Source organism: Bacteroidota bacterium (genome assembly GCA_016722375.1).
Lineage (GTDB): Bacteria > Bacteroidota > Bacteroidia > Chitinophagales > LD1 > Bog-950.
Genome location: JADKJG010000004.1, coordinates 209,190 through 232,270, shown reverse-complemented (window position 1 = coordinate 232,270; position 23,081 = coordinate 209,190). Strand labels below are relative to the sequence as shown.

The 23,081-nt window shown below is 41.1% G+C and carries 20 protein-coding genes, 1 tRNA gene and 2 pseudogenes; 10 read left to right on the top strand and 13 right to left on the bottom strand.

Annotation, left to right across the window (positions count from 1 at the left end):
* Positions 1 to 176 precede the first annotated feature (176 nt).
* The gene (locus IPP77_06460) at positions 177 to 2,684 is read left to right on the top strand and encodes a T9SS type A sorting domain-containing protein (GenBank protein ID MBL0309310.1); all 2,508 of its coding nucleotides are present in this window, start codon (positions 177 to 179) and stop codon (positions 2,682 to 2,684) included.
* A 70-nt stretch (positions 2,685 to 2,754) separates the two neighbouring features.
* Here the strand turns inward: IPP77_06460 and IPP77_06455 are convergent, their stop codons facing one another.
* The 3 genes from IPP77_06455 to folB form a co-directional block, all read right to left on the bottom strand.
* Complete coding sequence (locus IPP77_06455; protein MBL0309309.1) at positions 2,755 to 3,714, bottom strand: helix-turn-helix domain-containing protein; 960 nt, start codon at positions 3,712 to 3,714, stop codon at positions 2,755 to 2,757.
* A 490-nt stretch (positions 3,715 to 4,204) separates the two neighbouring features.
* Positions 4,205 to 4,275, bottom strand: a tRNA-Cys gene (locus IPP77_06450).
* 62 nt (positions 4,276 to 4,337) lie between these two features.
* Positions 4,338 to 4,709 carry a dihydroneopterin aldolase gene (gene folB / locus IPP77_06445; protein MBL0309308.1) on the bottom strand — a complete coding sequence of 124 codons (372 nt, stop codon included), beginning with the start codon at positions 4,707 to 4,709 and terminating at the stop codon, positions 4,338 to 4,340.
* 83 nt (positions 4,710 to 4,792) lie between these two features.
* On the opposite strand from folB, the gene IPP77_06440 reads away from it, so the two are divergent.
* From IPP77_06440 to IPP77_06415, 6 genes are all read left to right on the top strand, one after another.
* Entirely contained in the window at positions 4,793 to 5,968 is a 1,176-nt protein-coding gene (locus IPP77_06440) for an acyl-CoA dehydrogenase family protein (GenBank protein ID MBL0309307.1), read from the top strand.
* A 230-nt stretch (positions 5,969 to 6,198) separates the two neighbouring features.
* Positions 6,199 to 7,770 carry a replicative DNA helicase gene (dnaB, locus tag IPP77_06435; GenBank protein MBL0309306.1) on the top strand — a complete coding sequence of 524 codons (1,572 nt, stop codon included), beginning with the start codon at positions 6,199 to 6,201 and terminating at the stop codon, positions 7,768 to 7,770.
* Between the two features lie 81 nt (positions 7,771 to 7,851).
* Positions 7,852 to 9,870, top strand: a complete 2,019-nt coding sequence (locus IPP77_06430) for an OmpA family protein (protein ID MBL0309305.1) — start codon at positions 7,852 to 7,854, stop codon at positions 9,868 to 9,870.
* Positions 9,871 to 9,898: 28 nt separating this feature from the next.
* Entirely contained in the window at positions 9,899 to 10,783 is an 885-nt protein-coding gene (locus IPP77_06425; protein MBL0309304.1) for an EamA family transporter, read from the top strand.
* 44 nt (positions 10,784 to 10,827) lie between these two features.
* Positions 10,828 to 12,609, top strand: a complete 1,782-nt coding sequence (locus IPP77_06420; protein ID MBL0309303.1) for a M36 family metallopeptidase — start codon at positions 10,828 to 10,830, stop codon at positions 12,607 to 12,609.
* 6 nt (positions 12,610 to 12,615) lie between these two features.
* A complete protein-coding gene (locus IPP77_06415; GenBank protein MBL0309302.1) occupies positions 12,616 to 13,494 on the top strand; it encodes a nucleoside phosphorylase in 879 nt (292 codons plus the stop codon).
* Positions 13,495 to 13,611: 117 nt separating this feature from the next.
* Here IPP77_06415 and rplQ read toward each other — a convergent pair whose 3' ends face one another.
* The 9 genes and pseudogenes from rplQ to IPP77_06370 form a co-directional block, all read right to left on the bottom strand.
* Complete coding sequence (rplQ, locus tag IPP77_06410) at positions 13,612 to 14,124, bottom strand: 50S ribosomal protein L17 (GenBank protein MBL0309301.1); 513 nt, start codon at positions 14,122 to 14,124, stop codon at positions 13,612 to 13,614.
* 31 nt (positions 14,125 to 14,155) lie between these two features.
* Positions 14,156 to 15,148 carry a DNA-directed RNA polymerase subunit alpha gene (locus tag IPP77_06405; GenBank protein ID MBL0309300.1) on the bottom strand — a complete coding sequence of 331 codons (993 nt, stop codon included), beginning with the start codon at positions 15,146 to 15,148 and terminating at the stop codon, positions 14,156 to 14,158.
* Positions 15,149 to 15,204: 56 nt separating this feature from the next.
* Positions 15,205 to 15,810, bottom strand: coding sequence for a 30S ribosomal protein S4 (gene rpsD, locus IPP77_06400; GenBank protein MBL0309299.1), 606 nt, complete (start codon positions 15,808 to 15,810; stop codon positions 15,205 to 15,207).
* A gap of 66 nt (positions 15,811 to 15,876) precedes the next feature.
* Positions 15,877 to 16,296, bottom strand: coding sequence for a 30S ribosomal protein S11 (rpsK, locus tag IPP77_06395; protein ID MBL0309298.1), 420 nt, complete (start codon positions 16,294 to 16,296; stop codon positions 15,877 to 15,879).
* A 24-nt stretch (positions 16,297 to 16,320) separates the two neighbouring features.
* Positions 16,321 to 16,698: a 30S ribosomal protein S13 gene (gene rpsM / locus IPP77_06390; protein ID MBL0309297.1), complete on the bottom strand. Its 378-nt coding sequence runs from the start codon at positions 16,696 to 16,698 to the stop codon at positions 16,321 to 16,323.
* A 29-nt stretch (positions 16,699 to 16,727) separates the two neighbouring features.
* Positions 16,728 to 16,844, bottom strand: a complete 117-nt coding sequence (gene rpmJ / locus IPP77_06385) for a 50S ribosomal protein L36 (protein ID MBL0309296.1) — start codon at positions 16,842 to 16,844, stop codon at positions 16,728 to 16,730.
* A 20-nt stretch (positions 16,845 to 16,864) separates the two neighbouring features.
* Positions 16,865 to 17,083: pseudogene (infA, locus tag IPP77_06380) on the bottom strand (translation initiation factor IF-1).
* 278 nt (positions 17,084 to 17,361) lie between these two features.
* Positions 17,362 to 18,120, bottom strand: coding sequence for a hypothetical protein (locus tag IPP77_06375; protein ID MBL0309295.1), 759 nt, complete (start codon positions 18,118 to 18,120; stop codon positions 17,362 to 17,364).
* 442 nt (positions 18,121 to 18,562) lie between these two features.
* Complete coding sequence (locus IPP77_06370; protein MBL0309294.1) at positions 18,563 to 18,736, bottom strand: hypothetical protein; 174 nt, start codon at positions 18,734 to 18,736, stop codon at positions 18,563 to 18,565.
* A 175-nt stretch (positions 18,737 to 18,911) separates the two neighbouring features.
* On the opposite strand from IPP77_06370, the gene IPP77_06365 reads away from it, so the two are divergent.
* Together IPP77_06365 and IPP77_06360 are read left to right on the top strand one after the other, a co-directional pair.
* A complete protein-coding gene (locus IPP77_06365; protein MBL0309293.1) occupies positions 18,912 to 18,986 on the top strand; it encodes a hypothetical protein in 75 nt (24 codons plus the stop codon).
* A gap of 583 nt (positions 18,987 to 19,569) precedes the next feature.
* Positions 19,570 to 19,920, top strand: coding sequence for a hypothetical protein (locus tag IPP77_06360; protein MBL0309292.1), 351 nt, complete (start codon positions 19,570 to 19,572; stop codon positions 19,918 to 19,920).
* Here IPP77_06360 and IPP77_06355 read toward each other — a convergent pair.
* Positions 19,917 to 22,141, bottom strand: a pseudogene (locus IPP77_06355) (DNA cytosine methyltransferase). The gene IPP77_06360 and the pseudogene IPP77_06355 overlap by 4 nt on opposite strands.
* Positions 22,142 to 22,272: 131 nt before the next feature.
* On the opposite strand from IPP77_06355, the gene IPP77_06350 reads away from it, so the two are divergent.
* Positions 22,273 to 22,437 carry a hypothetical protein gene (locus tag IPP77_06350; GenBank protein ID MBL0309291.1) on the top strand — a complete coding sequence of 55 codons (165 nt, stop codon included), beginning with the start codon at positions 22,273 to 22,275 and terminating at the stop codon, positions 22,435 to 22,437.
* Positions 22,438 to 23,081: the final 644 nt, after the last annotated feature.

Genomic DNA, 23,081 nt, shown 5'->3' with positions numbered 1-23,081 from the left:
GGTGCTGGTACTTTTGGGAAGGAGAAATGAAAGAGCCGTGAGAGAATACGTAGAGACGCAATATTTTGCGTCTTCGCATTTCAGCCAAATATTAGACGCAAAATATTGCGTCTCTACTCATAGCTCACAGCTTATTCTTCCCTTAATCCCCTATATTCACACAAAAATCTAAGCCAATGAAAAAACTATTACTCTCTTTTGTTTACATCCTGATTGTATTTAGTGTTTCTGCTCAATCAGATATTGTGGATGAAACCGTGCAGTATATGTGCGCGCAGGGTTATCATCCTTCGGCCAACCGCGATGCCGGTGCCACGATTCAGCGCAGCGACACAATTGACCTATTGCATTTTGATATTACGCTCGATGTAACAGACTTTGCCGGACAAACCATTGCCGGTGCTTGTCGCGTAGCGTTCAAATCAAAAATGGATGGAGTGAATAAGATAGTGCTGGACTTGCTGAAGTTCAATATTGATTCCGTAACACAGAACGAGCAGTTGGTGACCTTTGGTTACAGCGATTCGGCGAGCCTGAGTATAGACTTAGTGAGTACGCTGAATACAGACGACAGCGCTGCGGTAACGGTTTATTATCATGGACATCCTCAGTCCGATCCGTTGTTTGGCGGCTTTCTTTTTCAATCAAACTTTGCATATAACATTGGTGTAGGACCGGGTTTTCTTCCCCACATGGCCGGTAGAACTTGGTTTCCCTGCTTCGATAATTTTGTAGAGCGTGCGAACGTTGATTTTCATGTAACCACTACGAGCAACAAGATGGCTCTGTGCAACGGAGCGATGACCGACTCGACCGACCACGGCGACGGAACAACTACTTGGGATTGGAGTATTGCTGAAACCCTCCCCTCCTATCTCATCAACGTGATGGTTGGACCTTATGCCATCGTAAGCAGAACTTATGACGGCTTGAACGGACCGGTGCCGGTACAGTTGGCTGCTGCGGCCACCGATACCGCCAAACTGAAAAGTTCCTTTATCAATTTGTTGGGATGCTTCAATTCTTTTGAAGAACATTACGGGGCTTATCCTTGGAACAAAATTGGATTTGGCACCGTTCCGTTCAGCAGTGCAGCGATGGAACATGCCACAAACATCACTTTTCCGATGAATCTGGTGCCGGGCAATACGAACTATGAGAATTATATGGCGCATGAATTGGCACACCATTGGTGGGGCGATTTAGTGACGCCGCGCACCGTGGAAGATTATTGGCTGAAAGAAGGCTTTGCAGTTTATTCGGAGAAAATATTTTTTGAGGATGTTTATAATAAGGAGCGATTCAAACAAGAAATGGCCGATCTCTTAGAGCCGACTTTGCGAGTGGCTCATATATTTGATGCAGGCTTCCGTGCCGTTTCACCCATGCCCGAACAATATACGTATGGCAAGACGGTCTATAACAAAGGCGGGATTGTGGCTCATTCGCTACGCGCATATATGGGCGATTCGCTCTATTTCCATTGTTTGAAATCTTATTTATCGGATAATGCATTCACTGCTCAAAGCAGTACCACGCTGCGCGATTATCTGGCGGGATGTTCGGGAATTGATCTGGATGATTTCTTTGCAGACTGGGTATTTGCTGCGGGGTTTCCGCATTTTACGGTAGATACTTTTGTCACCAAACCGAATGGTTCCAACTATGATGTGACGGTTTATATCCGTCAGCGGTCGTATCATGCTCCTCATTTCTATAATAACGTTCCTCTTGAAATCACTTTTATGGATGCCGACAGGAACAGTGTGACGAAGACAGCGAATGTAAGCGGCGCTTGCACGGTGTTTAATACGACGATTCCGATCAATCCGGTGTTTGCCGGTTCTGATTTAGAAGAAAAACTTTCGGATGCTATCACCGAGAATGCGTACACGCTGACGGCTCCAAGCACCGTTGGTTTTAAACATGGAAAGATGAGCGTGCGAGTGAATGCCATCAGCGACAGTTCGTTCTTGCGTATTGAACATAACTTCATTCCGGCTGACCCGATGAAAAATCCCATACCCGGTTTGCATCTTTCGCAAGAAAGATTTTGGAAAGTAGATGGCGTATTCAAGTCTGATTTTGATGCCAACGCTACGCTGACTTATGATGGTCGGGTGTATTCGCCCCCTACTTCTACGGGCACTTTTTATTCTGATGCTTTGTTGCTTACTAATTCAGAAGATAGTTTGGTGATGATGTATCGCCCTTCCTATTCTGCAGATTGGGCAATTGATACCGGCTGTAAAATTAATATCGCGAGTTCTACAACTGATAAATATGGTTCGGTGAATATCAACCACCTTAGAAAAGGAGAGTATGTACTGGCTATTTTCCAGGCCGACAAGGCAGATTCGGCTTTTGCGCTCAACTCTCCCGACACCTGCGCTCCGGTATTTTTAGCAAATGGCATTCAGACAATGGCAGACTTTGCTCCTATTCAAATATATCCCAACCCGGCCCGTGAACAATTTACTTTGGATGGCTATATGTCTGCCGCCGGAACGGTTGAGGTATTTAACCTGAATGGGCAGCAGATTTTTGAAGCGAATCTTCCAGCAGGTTTGTTAAACAAACAAATTCAAAGCAAGCATTGGGGTAATGGAGTATTCCTAGTGCGCATTCAAGATTCGAAACACCAAAGCCTGATGGAAAAGAAGATAGTAGTATTAGGCATGTAATCTTTTACCGGCCTTCCGGATTTGAAAAATCAAAAGCCCTTGCGAACATTTTCTGCAAGGGCTTTTGATTTTAAGGAGTAGGTTGTTGGTCTTCCGGTGTTGGTTCAATATAAAGAAAGTCCGGCAAAGGATGCAAAGGATGCAACTCAGTAAACTTTCTGACTTCCTTCCGGAAATGAGCAGGAGTTTTTCCGTCATATTTCTTAAAGAATCGCCCAAAGTAACTGTTGTCTTCAAAGTTCAACTCGAATGCGATCTCAGCAACCGTCAAGTCGGAATGAGCCAAAAGCCTTTTTGCTTCAATCATAATCCGGTCTCGAATCAGTTCTCCGGCGACCTTCCCTTTTGTTTTCTTGCAAATGGCATTAAGATAGTTTGGGGTAATAAAAAGTAGTTCTGCATATTCTGAAACAGCCTTCTTGGTCTTATAATGCTCCCGTACCAACTTTTCAAATTCGCTCACTCTATAATCAACCGATTCTGTACTTTTTTCGATAGGAAATGTCTGCTCATAAATTCTGGTGAGCTGAAATAAAATGATATTGAGCAAAGAGCGAATAATATTCAGGCTATAATTGGCAGGATTATTTTGTTCGTCCTCGATTCTTTTAAACAGCCCTATAAAGTATTTTGATTCTTCCTCATTAAGGTCTAAGTAGGATTGCTTTTCAAGGGTGTTATAAAACAAATAGTCGCGCAACTCAATATACTGAAGTGCTGCGGTAAAAAAATCGTTAGAGAACAAAAGTATAAACCCACTTACATCCTCCAATTCTCCCCAAGCATGTACCTGTCCGGGACTAATAAAAAATAGCCGATTGGGTTTTAATTCGAAAGATTCAAAATCTATTACATGATTACCCTTCCCGGCAGAAATGAGAAAAAGGGCAAAGTGATCATGACGGTGAAGTTCTCTGAGATGACCAATATTATTGTCGAAATATTCAAATCGGTGTAAAGAGTAATTTCCTTCACCACCTGAATCCTTTATATCGTTAATGCAATAGATAGGGATATCCTTTTCTGTCATTACACGTAACTAATTTTAAAATTAAACGGAAATCTAAATTGATTATCGTAGGGCGGGGGCATGGGCGAATTTAGAAATATTTAATGATAAATTCTACAGTTAACGTCGAACATACAGGGAGAAAAAGGATTCCTAACAAAAAAAAGGATGAGCGCGCGCGTTCCTGTTGATTATTTGGAGAAAAAACCCTTTGGAAACAAAAAACAGACGAGATCAATCAAAAAACATGATAATCCAACACTAATTTGATCACCTTCGATTAAAGATTTAGCACTCTTGTATTTGATGTTTCGGATTGGCGTCTAATTTATTCGGATGCGATGAAAGATATAGTTTCTTTTAGCGTGAATACCGAAACCCTATATCTGTATTTTGGAGGTAGTGAAAAGCGACTGATGTTTAGAAGGTAAGATTGCTCCTACGCATATTTCATTTCCCAAAAATCAAATAAAAATGCCCTGAAACAAATCTGTTTCAGGGCATTTATTTGAGGTCGGGAGCGGATTTGAACCGCTGTAGGAGCTTTTGCAGAGCTCAGCCTAACCGCTCGGCCACCCGACCATTTTTTTTAAGAGCGGCAAATGTAAAAAAATTACCGATGATAATGTCGCCTCGTAAGCAGATTATACCGATACTTCCGGCACACCTTTTTCCAGAGTTACAAAGACCCTATCCACGTGTCCTTTCAACGGGGGATTGTGTTTGCTGATCCGAACCTTTAGGTAATAGAGATGAGGATATTGGAGGCTCAACTTATCTATAATCCTTTGGCACACATGTTCTATCAAACGAGCAGGAACTCCCATTTCTTCTTTGACCGTTTTATAGACCTCTTCATAGTTGATCGTCTTTTTCAAATCGTCGTTGGCGGCAGCCTGGCTGTAATCTAATTGCATATATACATCTACCGAATATTTACCACCCAACACCTGCTCTTCTTTATGATAGCCGTGGTGCGAATAAAACTGGAGTCCTTCGAGCGCAATCAATCCCATTTTCAAAAATTTCGGCTAAAGTAATCAAGAGCAGACTATGAGCAATTCTTTTATTTTCGCCCGAAGACCAAAATCACGATTTTATGGAAGACAAATACCAGTTTCACGACTATTATCAGGTAGATGATTTGCTAACCACCGAGCATAAACTCATCCGCGAAACCATTCGCAACTATGTGAAGAAAAAACTTAGCCCCATTATCGAGGATTATGCGCAGCGCGCCGAATTCCCGAAACATATTGTGAAGGAATTGGGAGATATTGGTGCCTTTGGTCCCAATATTCCTGCCGAATATGGCGGAGGAGGAATGGATGAAATTTCGTATGGAATCATCATGCAGGAATTAGAGCGCTGTGATTCAGGCATTCGCTCTACCGCATCCGTACAAGGTTCGCTAGTGATGTATCCAATCTATAAATATGGTAGCGAGGAACAGAAGAAAAAGTATTTGCCGAAGTTGGCTAAAGGTGAACTCTTGGGTTGTTTTGGTTTGACCGAACCCAACCACGGCTCGAACCCCGGCGGCATGGAAACAAAATTTGAAGACAAAGGCGACCATTATTTATTGAATGGAGCTAAGTTGTGGATCAGCAATTCGCCCTTTGCAGATTTAGCGATTGTTTGGGCTAAAAATGAAGCGGGCAAAATTCAGGGACTGATAGTAGAGCGGGGCGATAAAGGATTCACCACTCCTACCACTCATGGCAAATGGAGCCTGCGAGCTTCGGCCACCGGCGAGTTGGTCTTTAATAATGTAAAAGTTCCAAAAGAAAATTTACTTCCCAATGTTTCGGGATTGAAAGGACCTTTGGGTTGTCTTTCTTCCGCACGCTATGGAATAGCCTGGGGAGCGATTGGCGCAGCGCTCGATTGTTATGACACAGCACTGAGATATTCTAAAGAAAGAATACAGTTTGGTAAACCAATTGGACAATTTCAGTTGCAACAAAAGAAATTAGCCGAGATGATTACCGAAATCACCAAAGCACAACTAATGGTTTGGCGTTTGGGGGTTTTGAAGAATGAAGGAAAGGCGACGGCGGCTCAAATCAGCATGGCGAAAAGAAACAGTTGTGAAATAGCATTGGATATTGCGCGCAACGCCCGCCAGATGCTGGGTGGCATGGGAATTACAGGAGAATATCCCATCATGCGCCATTCGATGAATCTCGAATCGGTTATCACCTATGAAGGAACACATGACATCCACCTCCTGATTACGGGTAACGACGTAACCGGATTGGACGCATTCAAATAAGCGGCGCTTATCGGAAATAAATAGGAAACGCACAAGGGGTGCGTAAGGATATTTTCATTTCGTTTATCTTCATGGAAATTTTGTTGTTGAAAAAATGCGGGGAACTGTTTGTGGAACGTTTGGAAATTAAGATACAAAAAGGCTTTGTATTTGATTTTGAAAAGTGAATTTTTGTGGCCCCCCAAGAAAGAAAAAAATTAAAGAATCCCAACCCAGAAGATTGACAAGAAATGGCTGAACCGGTAGAAATAATAAAGAAATCCATCCTGCGGAAAAGTTCCGTAGAATCCAATGTTTTAGACTATGGCAAACTTCCGCCACAAGCGAAAGAGTTGGAAGAAGCCGTATTGGGTGCCGTGATGATTGAGGAGAGCGCAATCGATCCAATTATTGACATCCTAAAAGAAGACTCATTTTATGTAGATGCGCATCAAAGAATCTGGCGCGCCATCCGAACACTATTTAACAATCAATCGCCGATTGATTTATTGACGGTTACGGAGCAACTTAAAAAGAATGGTGAGTTGGATGCCGCCGGAGGGCCTTTCTTTGTAGCGCAACTTACCAATAAAATAGGCTCCGCCGCCAACGTGGAATATCACGCCCGGTTGATTGCAGAAAAATACATACAAAGACAACTGATTTCTACCTCTACGGATATTATTAAGGATGCTTATGAAGACACAACCGATGTTTTTGAATTGCTTGATAAGGCTGAAAAAAATCTTTTCAGCATTGCAGAAAACAATCTGAAGCGTAATTCGGAAAAGATTGGCGATTTGTTAATGACGGAGTTGAAGGAGATTGATGTGCGCATGCACAACAGCGAAGACCACCTGAATGGTGTTCCCTCCGGCTTCTTCGATTTAGACCGGGCAACCGGTGGCTGGCAGAAATCGGATTTGATTATTGTCGCTGCTCGTCCGGCTATGGGTAAAACGGCCTTCACGCTGGCTCTGGCGCGCAACGCAGCGATAGATCACAAAAAGCCTGTGGCTATTTTCTCATTAGAAATGTCCTCGGCACAATTAGTGCAGCGTATGATCTCGATGGAAACACATATTCCTTCGGATAAACTGCGCCGCGGCAATCTGGAGGAATATGAATACCAGATTCTCACTTCCAAAATTGACCACCTGAGAAGTGCCCCTTTATTTATTGACGACACCCCGGCTATCAACGTTTTTGAACTTCGCTCCAAGTGTCGCCGCCTGAAACAGCAACATGATATTCAGATGGTTATCATTGATTATCTTCAGTTGATGAGTGGCAGCATTGATGGTAAAACCGGAAATCGTGAACAAGAAATCAGTCAGATTTCCCGCTCGTTAAAAGGACTGGCAAAAGAATTAGCTATCCCGGTCATTGCACTCTCTCAGCTTTCGCGTGCCGTTGAAACCAGAGGCGGTGATAAGAAACCCATCCTTTCTGACTTGCGTGAATCAGGAGCAATTGAGCAAGATGCAGATATTGTCATATTTCTTTACAGAGGTGAATATTATGGCTTAACTGAAGATACGAGCGGACAAAGTATCAAAGATGTGGCAGAGGTCATTATCGCAAAACATCGGAATGGTCCAGTGAAAACGGTGAGAACCCGATTCATCAATAAGTTTGCGAAGTTTGAAAACATAGATGAAATAGGCACTGCCGACCAATATATGGAAATTCAGGACGGTCAAGAAAAGAGAAAATTCAAACGGCTCCCCTCTCGAATGAATGAAGAATCCGAAGATGATACTACTTTTGAAAAACGGCACAAACCGGATGATTTTAAAGGAGATGAAGAAGTTCCATTTTAATCACTCTCGCTAACGATTAATAAACAAAAGTCTATTTTCTCTTGTGCTATTCTTTTCTACTTTTATACGAAACAACAGAGAGTGAAAGTAGTGCACCGGTCCATTCTATTGTTCTTGCTGATTTTGGTTTCTGCTTGCAAGCCTACCAAGTTTGTGATAAAAGACGGAAAGACAGCCGTAGAACTTAAACTCTTCAACGAAAGTCTTGATTTTTTGTTGAAGGAATTCAACGCGGAAAAAGATCCTATTAAACAACAGCCTAAAGCCTTTGCCGTTGCTGAGTCCTATCGAAAGTTTAATGATTTGGCGAACGCGGAAAAGTGGTATCAAAAATGCTTAGACCTGAATGGCGGGTCTCAGGCACTTTTCATGTTGGCAATGATGCAGAAACAGCAGGAGAAGTATGCAGAGGCTTATAATAATTTCGAAAAATTCCAACGCATCTCTTCCGGAGGTTTTGAGGGACGCAAACAAGCCAATCAATGTCGCGAAGCCTTAGAATGGAAAAAGGAATTTTCGCGTATATCAGTTACTAATATCGAAGCAATCAATTCTTCTGCTAGTGATTATTCTTTGCGTCCGTTTAAACCAAACCAATTTGTATTCTCTTCTTCAAGAGACCAAGCTACCGGCTCTGGTAGAGACGGCTGGACAGGAGAAAAGTTCAGTGATATCTTTGTCACCGAGTTAAAGGCAGGGAGTTTCACTCCTCCTACTTCTTTTGCAACCACGCTTAATACGGACGCTCATGAAAGTTCACCGACTTTCAGTAAAGACTTCAAAGAGATCTACTTTATCCGATGCAAGCCGGAGGATCAGAGCAATCAATTCTGTCATCTCTATTACAGTGCATTTAATAACGAACACTGGAACGAACCGGTACGTGTAGATGTGTTTCCCGATACGGTAAACGTATATGATCCATTCCTCTCTCCCGATGGAAATCTGCTGCTGTTGTCATCTGACGCACCTGGTGGTTTTGGAGGAACCGACTTGTATCTTTTCAATAAAATAGATACCGGTTGGAGCGCTCCCATCAATTTAGGCGGAAGTATCAACACTCCTGAAAGTGAGCGCTTTCCCTGGCTAGACGAAAAGTATAATCTCTATTTCTCTTCCAACGGTTTGCCGGGTATGGGTGGCTTAGATATTTTCAAATCTGCCAGAGTAAAAAACTCCTTCCGGGAACCTATCAATTTGAAATATCCCATCAACAGTGGTGCTGACGATTTCGCTTTTTATATTGATAAGTATAAACCGGATACTGAGAACGATACTATTCTTTTTTCTGGATATTTCTCTTCGTCCAGAGCGGGTGGAAAAGGAAAGGATGACCTATACCGCTTTGAGGAAAGGTGGTTAAATCTGTTTGTACTTAGGGGTAAGGTATTGGAAAAAAAATACGAAAATCCAGAGAACCCAGATAGCAAAGTATTGGGTTTGAAAACCCTTCCTAAAGCCAAGGTTGAATTAAAAATGGCTGATGAACGAATCCTAAATGCTGCTTTTTCAGATACAGGAGGCAATTTCATTTTTAGATTAGAAGCGGAAACAGACTACAAAATAACCGCTGGGAAGAATGGCTACTTCAGCAACAATACTTTAATCACCACCAAGGGAAAACGTAATAAGGATTCCACATACATTAATTTGTATACCCAGATTGAACTCGATAAAATTTTTACACAGAAGATGATTGTCATCCCCAATATCTATTACGATTATGACAAGGCCACTCTGCGCCCGGAATCAAAACTTGTGTTAGACTCCATCATGATTTTCTTCAAAGACAACCCGGACCTCACTATCGAGATAGGATCACATACCGACAGTCGGGGAAGTGATGAATACAATCAGAAACTATCGCAGGCGCGCGCACAAAGCGTGGTTGACTATCTAGTTGAAAAACAAATTCCAAAAGACCGATTGATTGCGAAGGGATATGGGGAGACTGCTCCTGTCAATCAATGCAGAAATGGCGTGAACTGTACAGAAGATGAGCACCAAAAAAATCGGCGCACCACCTTCAGGGTGGCGTCGGCTAAACTTAATCTGGAATCTATCGAACCCGAAGACATTAAAGTAGTACCAAAAGAATAAAACAAGTACTTATCCATAATATTTACTGGTGCTTTACTTAATCCTCTCTATTCTTTCTTCGTCGCTGTTGGTACTCGCCTTTAAGGTATTTGAGCGAACACGAACTCCAATTTTTCAAGCAATTGTTTTCAATTATTTGTCTGCCACTCTCTGTGCCTATCTTTTTCTCCCCAATAAATCATCTTTTGCCACCGGAGAAATCTGGACAAATTCTTGGTTGTCTTTCTCGCTGCTGCTAGGAAGTCTTTTCATCACTGTTTTCAATCTGATCAGTATTGCTACTGTCCGGTACGGAGTTTCAACGGCTTCGGTTGCAATGAAGCTTGGTTTGGTGTTTCCCGTGCTTCTTGCTTTTACTATTTACGGAGAAGAATTTAACTGGATGAAACTGGTAGGTATTTTGCTAGCCTTTGTGGCGGTTGTATTGTCATCCATTCGAGATGCTCCAATGCATCAAACGCACAAATCGTCCTTTGCAGTATTGCCATTTTTCATTTTTGCAGGAAGCGGATTATGTGACAGTTTAACCCAATTGGCTAATAAGAAATATGTGGCTCAAACCGGAATGGAGGAATTTTCATTTTTCCTCTTCGCCGCCGCTGCCACATTAGGTACGCTAATCTTCGCTTTTCAGTTATCCAGAAAAAAAACCTCTTTTCATTGGAAGAGCCTTGTTGGCGGAGTTGTATTGGGAATTGTTAACTACTTCTCTTTTCTTTTCATGCTCAAAGCATTGGCAACTGTTTCTTGGGGAAGTTCTGTGGTGTTTCCTCTAAGCAACTTAGGAACAGTCGCCTGTGCTTCGCTAGCTGGAATTCTAATATTCCGCGAGAAAATATCACTTACAAATGCCGTCGGATTGATATTCGCAGTTCTTGCTATTGCGCTGATAGTTGGAGCGCATTATCTATAGGGTACTATACCGCCTATGTTTTCATTATCTTTGTACAACGCTGCATGAAATACTTCGCACTGATTGTTTCTCTTATTGTTGGTCTAAATCTAAGCTCACAAAAAAATACACCATCGGGAACAATGACTGCCTATCGTCAACTTCCCTGTAAAAGCTCATTCGATCAAATTCATTTTGAGGGAAAAAATACTACTGAAACCATCCATCAGTTCCTACTTTCCTATTTGGCTACACTAAACGACGCTAGAAGTAATCTTGTTTTGAATTACCGTCACGAAAGCCTCGGTGGATATCACTATTCTTTCCACCAAACATTTTCAGGTGTTCCGGTCTATCAATCCGAAGTAAAGGTGAATACGAATAAGCAAAATCTAATCCTCTCAATTTTCGACAATTCATATTCTACACAAGGCTGGAGACTAAATACTGAAACAGCAAATGAACAATCCATTATAGCATTTCATCCTCGCTCTGGGGAACCAGTACTAGCCTATATACACCCTACAAGTCCATTTAAGGAAATCATTCAAACTGCTAATGAAATATTATACGAACGAGACACACGCATGTACAGCAGTGCCGTACCTGACTCAACCGTAAGCGGTAGAGTATTTAACCCCGACCCATTGACAACTGCCGGGAAGTTATACGACACCAATACAATATATAAGCATAATAACAATGCCAATGCCCCCTGGATTGAATCTCAATTACAAACCGTAAACTTCAAAACAAACTTTGACGGAGTAAAATTTACACTTGAAGGTCCTTATGTAATCATCAGCGATTTTGATACGCCAAATGTAGCACCAGCTACCAGTACACTTCCTCAATTTAATTATAGCCGACCCAATACAGGATTAGAAGACGTCAATGCCTTCTACCATGCCAACCGCTTCAGAGATTATGTAGCCGGCATGGGATTTACTTGTGCCAATGTACGTGTGAACATGGATACTCATGCTGCTTACGGTGCCGACCAGTCCTTTTTCTCATCCAGTCAGAGTCCGCCGCGTATTTACTTTGGAACCGGAGGCGTGCCTGATGCGCAGGATGCCGATGTGATTATTCATGAATATGGACACTTCATATCAGACAATGCTTCTCCGGCGAGCAATGTGGGATATGAACGCACGTCGCTTGATGAAGGTTTAGGAGATTATCTTGCTGCTGCATATTCCCGTAGCATCAATACTTTCAAAGAAGAGTGGGTATTCAACTGGGATGGTCATAATGAATTTTGGAATGGGCGTTTGGTAAATTCAACAAAGCATTATCCCAACGATATGAGTTATTCTAGTATTTACCGGGATGCGGAAATTTGGTCTTCTACTTTATTCCAACTGAACACAGATCTTGGTCGAGACATCATGGATAGGCTGATTCTAGAATCGCATTATAATTATGCCCAAAATATCTCCATGACTGATGCCGCACAACTGCTCATCAGCATGGATACCATTCTAAACAATGGCGCAAACTATTGTGCAATATTCAAAAGGTTGTATGAACGAGGACTTCTGGCTTTCCGTTCTAACCCTTGCGGTATTTCATCTGTCGGTGAATCTACCGATGGTTCCTCTGGTGGATTTCATTTCATTCAGGATGGATATTCTTTCACCCTTACTTCTTCTTCAGATGCTGGAGAACCCGTTCAAGTAGATATTTATTCGCTGGACGGCGCAAAACAATTATCTCATTCAAAGGATGCTTTCTTCTCAAACACTTATACCTATTCCAATCCCTTTTTATCTGCCGGGATGTATGTGGTCTATGTCCGCAACAAATATATTTCCGGTACTTTCAAATGGGTTAAAACCTTTTAATTATTTATGAGAATTCCTGATTCAGAACTACTAATAAACCCGGATGGCAGCATTTACCATCTAGATTTAAAGCCTGATGAACTGGCAGATACCATTATCACTGTGGGCGACCCCGCACGTGTAAAAGATGTAAGCAAGCATTTTGACTCTATTCAATATAAAGGCCACCACCGCGAGTTTGTAACGCATACCGGACTCCTCAACAACAAAAGATTGACGGTGCTTTCCACTGGAATGGGTACAGACAACATAGATATTGCCTTGAATGAATTAGACGCGTTGGTCAATATTGATTTTGAAAACCGCACCGTTAAGGAAGCCCTAACTTCATTAAATATCATCCGCCTCGGCACATCAGGTTCAGTAAATGAGGAAATAGAAGTGGGCAGCATTCTTATTTCCGAAGCAGCCATTGGCATGGACAATCTGATGCACTTCTATCCTCTTGAAAATTCTATTCAGGAAACCGTGTATCTCGAAGCCTTTGCAAGTTACATAAACCCGTACTTTGGAAAGATTAAACCCTATTTCGCCGGTGCAGGTACTAAACTGTTACAACGTTTTGAAAAGTATTTTCCAAAAGGCACTACCGTTACTGCTTCCGGGTTTTATGCGCCACAAGGAAGAAGATTGAGATTAGAGCCGGAGTTCGCTGATTTTGTATATACTCTCAACCGCTTTCATCATCCACATTTTCGTATTACAAATCTCGAAATGGAAACCGCAGGTATATACGGGTTGGGTAAGTTACTCGGGCATGAATGTCTTTCAGTCAACGCAATTATTGCCAACCGTATTAATCAGAAGTTCGCGCACAATCATAAAAAGTTAATAAACCGGATGATTGAGGAAGCACTGGAGATTATCACTACGGAGATTGCTTAACCTCCATATTGTTACTATTAATGGCTTCATTAACCATGTCGTAGAAAAGGCAGACAATAAAAGAGCCCGTGAATCATTATTTTTCACGGGCTCTTTATTTAATAAAATATAGAATAACTATTCAGCAGCTTCTGTTTCCGTGCTTTCTTCAGCATCGGCCTTAGTTTTAGTTGTCTTCTTCGTAACAGCTGCCTTCTTGGTAGTTCCGGCGCGACGAGTTCTTTTCTTAGGTTCTGCAGCTTTACCGGCGTTCTTGTTCTGCGTATATATCTCGTTGAAATCAACTAGTTCAATCATAGCCATTTCAGCCGCATCACCTGGACGAAAACCTGTCTTAATAATACGGGTGTATCCTCCGGGACGCTCGCCAACTTTAGGTCCAATGACATTGAACAGTTCTGTAATGGCATTCTTATCTTCCAACGAACTGAAAACCGTACGGCGGTTATGCGTGGTGTTTTCTCTGCTACGCGTAATCATCGGCTCTACATATCCTCTCAAAGCCTTGGCCTTAGCTAATGTAGTGAAGATTCTTTTGTGGGTTATAAGCGCCACTCCCAAATTCATCATCAGGGCATGACGATGGGCTGTTTTTCTGCCTAGGTTATTTACTTTATCTCCGTGTCTCATGACGTTCTAATTTCTATATTCTATTCAATGATTAATTCTCGTGGAGTTTGTATTTCTCCAAGTGCATTCCAAAACTCAATCCTTTTTCATGCAATAATGCTTCAATTTCCACCAAACTCTTCTTGCCAAAGTTGCGGAATTTCAACAAGTCGTTGGTATTAAATTGAACTAACTCTTCCAACGACTCTATTTTTGCCGCTTTCAAACAGTTGAAGGCACGAACCGAAAGATCTAAATCTTCAAGAGGAGTTTTAAGCAACTTGCGCATGTGTAGTAAATGCTCGTCCACCATTTCAGTTTGACCAGATGTTGGAGAATCAAAAGAAATATATTCATCCGTAATCAACATCAAGTGCTGAATTAAAATACGTGATGCTTGCTTCACCGCATCCTCCGGATGAATCGTTCCATCAGTGCTCACTTCAAGTACCAACTTTTCAAAATCCACGCGCTGTTCTACACGGAAAGGCTCTACAGCATATTTCACGTTCTTTACTGGAGTATAAATAGCATCTACCGGAATAAATCCAATAGGATGCTCTTTAGAGTTTTCATCAGCCGGTACATATCCGCGACCTTTGCTGATCGTCAATTCCAACTCTAGATTCACATTTCCTTCCATGTTGCAAATCACTAAGTCAGGATTTAATACCTGATAAACATTGGTATGTTTCTCAATATGCTCAGCACGGAAAGACTGTTGGTTTTTCAGTGCAATATATATTTTGTCGGTAGGGTTTTCATCATCCATCACCTTTTTCAAACGCACCTGCTTTAGGTTCAGCACGATTTCGGTCACGTCTTCAATAACTCCTTTGATGGTAGAGAACTCATGATTCACACCAGAGATTTTGATTCCGCTAATCGCATATCCTTCTAAAGAAGAAAGTAATACTCTGCGAAGCGCATTACCAATAGTTACCCCAAAGCCGGGCTCGAGAGGTTTGAATTCAAAAATTCCTTCAAAATCATTTGCCTTTTGGAGCGTGATTTTTTCCGGCTTTTGAAAATTTAAAATGGTCATAGTTTATCTGGATTTATTTTTTGAAAAATGATTAGCAAAAATCGGGTCAAAAATGCTTACTTGGAATACAACTCTACGATTAGCTGTTCATTGATGTTTTCCGGTATTTGTTCTCTTTCAGGAAATTCCAAAAAGGTTCCTTGTACATTTTTTTCGTCCACTACCAACCAGTTAAATTTCTTACCTTTTTTAGCAATGGCTTCCTGAACCACGCTCAGGTTCTTAGATCTTTCGCGAAGGCCTACTTTATCGCCGGGCTTTAAAGTGAAAGACGGGATACTTACCACCTGATCGTTTACCACCACGTGTTTGTGAGTGACTAACTGACGGGCCTGTGAACGAGAGGCAGCAAAGCCTAAACGATACAGCGTATTGTCTAGTCTGGCTTCCAACAACTTAAACAAATTGGTACCGGTTACCCCCTTCTTACGGGCTGCTTTTTCAAACAAGTTGCGGAACTGGCGCTCCAATAAACCATAAGTATATTTTGCCTTTTGCTTCTCCAACAACTGAATAGCATATTCAGAAGCTGTTTTTCGCTTCTTCGAAACACCGTGCTGCCCAGGAGGATAACTTCTCTTATCAAAGTACTTATCGCTACCAAAAATCGCATCCCCGAATTTACGGGCTATTTTGGTGGTAGGTCCTATATATCTTGCCATAATTGCTTACTCAATTTTCTTTTTAATTATTTATTCTGCGAACTGTCAACCGCTATCCGCCTACTTTTATACTCTTCTCTTCTTAGGAGGACGACAGCCGTTGTGAGGTATCGGTGTGGTATCATTAATAATGGTTACTTCAATACCACTAGTGAAGATGGTCCTCATAGCTGATTCGCGACCGCCACCTGGCCCCTTAACAAATACCTCTACTTTTCTTAAGCCTGCTTCATGGGCTACCTTGGCCGCTTCTGTACAAGCCATCTGCGCCGCATAAGGTGTGTTTTTCTTAGAACCTCTGAAGCCCACACGACCGGCAGACCCCCAACTGATGGTTTGTCCGCTCATGTTGGTAAAGGTGATGATGATGTTATTGAAAGTAGCATTGATAAAGACTTTGCCTTCAGAATCTACTTTTACAATCCTTTTTTTGGCTTTTGCCTTAGCTACAGCCGATTGTTGTTGTGGTGTTTGTTGTTTTGCCATCTTTAATGATCTGTCCTTTATTTATTATTTAGTAACCATCTTTTTGTTAGCGACGGTCTTTCTCTTACCCTTTCTTGTTCTAGCGTTCGTCTTGGTTCTTTGACCGCGAAGAGGTAATCCTTTTCTATGGCGAATGCCACGATAAGCACCTATATCCTGCAAACGTTTGATGTTTTGTTGAACATCTCCCCTCAATTCACCCTCCAGCTTCAGGTTATCGCCTATAAAGCGGATAATTCCGTTAACCTGCTCGTCATTCCAGTCCTTCACCTTAATGTTAATGTCGATACCATTAGACGTAAGGATTTTTTCTGCTGTGGTTCTTCCGACACCATATATATACGTAAGAGCTATTACTCCTCTTTTATTCTTCGGAAGATCTACACCTGATATTCTAGCCATTCTTTAATTTATTGGTTTGATTTAATGAATTATCCCTGACGTTGTTTGAACTTGGGGTTCTTTTTATTGATAACAAAAACTACCCCCTTGCGTCTAACAATCTTGCAGTCCACACTTCTTTTCTTTACTGATGCTCTTACTTTCATGACCCCTTTTTTTGTACTCTTTATTTATATCTGAACGTTATTCTTCCTTTATTCAAATCGTAAGCACTCATCTCCAACTTCACTTTGTCATCGGGAAGTATTTTGATATAGTGCATTCTCATCTTTCCCGAAATATGTGCTATCAATTCGTGTCCATTCTCTAATTTCACACGGAACATCGCATTGCTTAATGCTTCAATGATGGTTCCGTCTTACTCTATTAGGTCCTGTTTTGCCATTTAATCTTTGGGAATTCACGTACCCCTCCTAAAAAGGGAACGCAAAAATAGTAGTTACTAAGAGAGTTCCAAATATTTATTGACTATTTTTTAGCATTTTAAAGCCTTTTGTTGGAACTCACTATCCCTCTTGCTCATAATCTTATATGATAGATGGAAAATATATCGGGCATCTGCCTCCATCCCTCTCCAATTTCCTATTCCGAGGCACAAACATAAAAAAAAGGCGCTCCCCGAAATTGGGAGCGCCCGCAGCATGAAACAAATAAAAAGTGCTGCTACTCGATGCAAACGGCATCTACAGTCTCGCTGAAATCGCCAAAGTCAACATGGTTCCAGCCGCGCAAACGGAAATAGTACTTCTCTTGCGATTCAAGAAAAACATACTCTGCACCTGCCCGAAATCCCTCGATTACGATAAAGATGTTGTCTGAAATACCGCATTGGTACCAAATACCCGAACCAGGGTTAGTATTCACCTCCAGCAACATCACTTTAGCACCAGTCAACTTGGTCCAGGTCAGCTTCACCTTGGCACCGTGCAGCGCGGTGATCTTCTTGACCAAGGCCTGATCTGGAGCCACCGTTGGAGTGCCGGGTTTACGGGTTTCAAAACCCGCGCTCTCAATCATCTCCCGATTGCCATTGCTTTGCTTCTGGATGTCATAGCCAAGCAGGCGAATCATTTCGATGACCTCTGCCTCCACCACATCGCGTTGAAGAATCAGCAGATGATCTCCGCCTTTTGCGGCATCAATCAAAGCTTGCAACTGGTCTGCCTTCAATTGCAGATCTGCCAAGGTAGGATTCACCGTCGGAAAATTGACATTACCCGCCAGCTTCAAGAGGTGGAAGCGAACGCGCGCCAGCGTTTTTTCCGGACTGGTCAACTTTCTGAATGCATAAGTAATAGATACCAAGATGAATATAGGGCTAGACATTAAACCAAACATCGCCCCTTGTTTGCGTAATCTGTTTACGCGACATTTATTGCGCTCACGTCTCATTTTTAGTGAGCGCTTTTTTACCGTTTTCATAAAACATGTATTTAAAGATTAAAAATGAATGCCATCGAAGGCTGTGATTACTAGGTGCCTTTATCCTCCCACGTTTACAGTCGGAGAGCCATTAACCCGTTCCGGAGAATCCTATCGGAAGAATTAGTCCGGAAAATTTATTTGCTTCTCTGTTTCATAATCATTCATTTTGCGTTTAACCATTTGGCTCTTTCGTAGCTTACTGTATAAACGAAAAGCGTATTCAGATTATTGCATCCCTTGTGTCATTTAATTGTCATTTTTTTCGGGCTTATCCACCATGACAATTGCAATGCCAATTATGCAATTGCAACTACTTGAAATGTTTGGAGAGATGGGGGAATTTGTTTTATTGTCAGGTAATTGGGTTTGCAAACTCAAGCAAACACTTCAAAGGTGGTTGGATTTAGTTGGAAACTTAATCCAGTATCATAAATTGAACTTAGTCAAGCTTAACCGGAAGTTGATGCTTATCTCTGTATCGGGATATTTTGGTCGTGGTGCCGTCCTGATTCTCCCGCACTATCCAGCCGTGTTTTGCGTTGATGACATACCCGGCAATGCTCAATGCCTGTGCTGCGGCTAGGCGCACGGCGATACGAGACCTGCGCAACATTATTCTTGTGGTAAGGTACGCTTTAAAAACCTTTACTCTCATGTGGCTAAACTAGATAATTCTCTACAGCTGGATATTCTCCATAATCCATTCCTACAGAAATTAGCGCAACAAGTATGGAACTATAAGAGGGCTATAAGAGATTAATTGGCCGTTTTGGGATTTTGCCGACTAAATATGCACTTCAAGAAGTCCAAAATGCAATATTTGCATTTTACAGTCCAAATGTAATTTCTTCCAAAATGTATAATACAATACCCGAAGAGCTTAGAAAAATTGCGGTTGAGAAGTTATTTGCAACAAGTAACCTGCAAAATATTAGACAGGCATGGCAACCCGAAATAATGAACCTACTTGGCCCGAATTACAAAGAAAATGATATTCTAAACTTAGGAGATAATTTATCATATATCTTTCAGACAACAGGAGGGACTGGAAGGGGTCAAAGTTCTTTGTCCGGTGGAGGAAATGCGTGGGAATCGCTAGTTTGTTGGTATATAAATCTTTGTACTGTGGGAAGCAGAATTGTTGCTATAAAAAAAATGAGCTTGGTTCCTAAACCCATTCAAGACGCTATCACCGTAAACTATGGCAACATTGCCTGCAATACAGAATCAGATATAACACTGATTGTATTCCCAAACAGTGTCGAATACAATACTGAAATAGCTCAGTTGCAAGTAAGTGGGAATAATGGCCAGATAATACCACCTACGAAAAAAGGGAAGATAAATTTTGATTTGATCAACTATTTAACTGAAAGAGATTTCAATCAGCTTGAAATTGGCATTATTCAATGTAAGACAAATTGGAATGATAATGCACAGGTACCGATGTTGTGGGATATGATCTATTCTGCCAATGGTTTTCCAGGAAGAAATATTTCAATAGGGCGAAATGGATTTGCCATATCCAATGCTAATAGATTTACTTATTCTTTTGTTACAGTACCTTCAAATAAGAAAACAAATTTCAAAACAACATCGGTTTCGGTAAAACGAGTTACAAACCTATCAGGAGGAAATTATTGGGGCAAACCCACATCACCCAGTATAGCAAGGTCGTTAAAAGAGATTTTCACTAACAACTTTACTAACGGCTTCAGAACTGGAATTAGAACAGATATTAGAAGTGCCATTCCATTTTTGAACCCTACTGGTGTCCTTTCTTATTTTGGCCTTTAGGAAATATTTTTCAGAATTTCAGTGGCTACAGCTCTCGCCATCAAAGGCGGCACCGCATTTCCAACCAGTGTGAATTGCGGAACTTCTGTTTTGCGTTTATTGCCCCCGGTGGAACGTTTCCCCTGAAAAACAAAAGAATCATCAAAAGATTGTAGCCTAGCCATTTCACGAACGGTTAAAGCCCGTGGGCTGGAGTAGTGAATGTAATCATCAGGGATTGTCATAACCGTAGGACTTTGGCCACTAGGATTTAAGACATTGTAATTTCTCTTTTCCGAATCTAGACCTATTTGCTTCAATTTTTTCTTGGCAGCATCATAGTCCCCTTCTTTCAAAATCACTTCCAGCCGTCTAACGACATCTTCATTTTGCTTACTTGTTTTGTGGTTATGCAAGGGAACAATAAAGTGGGCTAACTGGCTATCTAACTCTTCAAAATTTCTTACATAAAATGGTTTTTTAGCATTAGCAAATCTGCCGTTTAATCTCCCTTGCTTCGACCATTCTGCGTAAGTCAGACCTTTGCGCTCATCCACTCTTCCGTCAGCAGTTCGCTTTTTTAACAGTGACAACATCTTCCCCGTTGTTCCATTATATTTTACCTTGAGGTCTACTTCTTCGTAATACTTTCTTTCATCGTCATTGTTTATAAAATCTAAGTCGTACAAAGCTTCAAAAACTGAAACCTTCTCGATTCCATTTACCGTGACGGGGATTTCCCTAATTAAACTCTGGTCTTTACGACAGCCGATAAAAAAAACTCGTTCACGGTTTTGAGGAACTCCATAGTTAGAGGCAAGGGCAACAAATGGTTTTTCAATATTGTAAAGACGGATATGCGATAAAATTTCTTTCAGTTCCCCCTCCTTTTTAGCCTTTGCTGCAAAAAACTGCAAGCCCTCCATACTTTCATCAAAAGATGAAACATAAATTTCTAACGCGTTAATTATTTCGTTGATTTCATTCTTGTATTGTACGGGGGGATTAAGGCTCTTAAAGGCCTGATTTATTTCCTCTATGATGCTCCCGGTTCGATTGACGTGAGGAAATTATCAAAGTATCCTACGAAAGAATCATTATCTAAATCGCAAAACGCCTTTTCCTGAATAGTTTTTTTCCTGATATATGCCAATTCCTTTGTTCGCTTCAATAAATTGAAGCCGTGTCTAATGGTGCTGATATGAACATCAGTTTTGCTCGTTTTATAATCTACTATTTGGGGTGTCAAAACCCTGAATTTGTTTTCGACATTTTGGATATATCGTTCTTTGTAACTTTCAATTTCTTTTTCCCCAGCGGTCTCAAATTGCAACCGTAAGCTATAGCATTCCAAAATAAAGGATTGCTTTTTCTCCGCTATTCTTAGACCAGCAACAAAGGAAATTATTTGATGAAATTCTTTGAGGTCGACAATTGACCGAATTTCCTGCAGAATCATTTCTTGAATCTTCCCTTCTTCCTTCGTTAGGATTCCCTTGACATTTTCCATGACAAAGTACTTGGGTCTTAACTGTCGAATGACTTTTAAGTAATGGGCGAACAAGTCATCCTTCTTGTCGAATTTTTTTCTCTTGCCAGCCAAACTAAAGCTCTGGCAAGGTGGACCTCCACAAACAACATCTACTGATTTGCCTTTTATTTTTGCTAAAAGGTTATCAAGAAAATCTGGCTCCGTAATATCTTGCCTTAAAAACTCAGCATCTAACCCCAATTGAAAATTATACCGGGCTAAATGGGTTAATTCGCAGTTTTCATTAATATCGCTGGCGAATAAAAAATCGTACAATTTGTGATTTGATTCCGCTTGTAAGAATCCTTCACTAAACCCTCCCGCCCCGGCAAACAAATCAATAAAAGTGACCAATTCTTTACCCTTTAGATAGTTGCTATCTTCCGAGACGATATTTACACTTGTGTTAACCTTCCTATCATTTACAAGGGACTGAATTTTTTCCTTTAATTTTTTATCCGTCAACTGGCTGTGAGGCGCGGTTTCTAAATGTCTTTCAATTTCTTGCTTTAAGAAACCCAAGAATTTATTTATTGATTTATGCCGATACTCAGTTTCTTTAACACATTGGTTCTTAATGCTCCAGTCCTTTTTCTTGATTTTTTCGCCAATAGCCACTTTTATTTGTACCTCCTTTTCACGCATAAACAAATGAATTGGGTACTGCCTGTTTTTATCGGCTTTATCGAGGTAGAATTTTACATTTATCATATTGCGGACATTTTTACGGACACGGACAAATTTACGGACAGATCTGATATATCCAAAAATTTGGAAAAAAATTATTTTTATAACAACCTAAATGCAAAAAGTTCTTAGTGATAATTCCCTACTTTCTCCTCATGAAAAAACAATTTACCATCCTTCTTTTTATCCTTTTCACCACCGACGCTCTTTTTGCGCAATCAGCCCCGCACTTAGTCAGGACAGTTAAAAGAAGCGACAGCACCATTTTCACTTATATGGAAGAGATGCCCGAATTTCTGGCCCGGATGCATTCTCATTGAACCACCTCACCTTTAGTCAAAACCACCCCTACTTATATTATTCCCCCCATTACTTATGGTAAACCAATGCTTATGCAATTGCACCACCCTCTTCCGCAATCAGCATCAATACCATTGTTATAATACAATGCCATCGCCGCAATGAGAACCAATGCCATTGTAATATATAACCGATACCGATGCAATCAGCATCAATGCCATTGTTATATGACATCGAGGTCAATGCAATCAGCATCAGTACCATTGTTATATGACTTCGATACCGATGCAATCAGCATCAATGCCATTTTTATATGACTTCGATACCGATGCGATCAGCATCAATACCATTGATATATGCATCTGCCCTTGGTGCAATTGCATGAAGGGCAGAGCAAATTGCATATAGGATGAAGTGATTTCAGGAGCTTATAAATCTCCTACTTTGTCTAATCCGTGAAAAAAGATTTCTTGCAGAGGTCACAGAGATGCAGCGCACGCTGATTATCGAATCTGTTTATAGTATATTCTATTTTCTCCGAGTGCTCGGTTACTCCGCGCAACTGAGTGAAACTGTATTTGGTTTTCTTGTTTTATATCCTTCTGAGAATTAAGAATACACAAATGAAGATTGCCTCAGATTTTCCATACTAGACTTCTTCGGA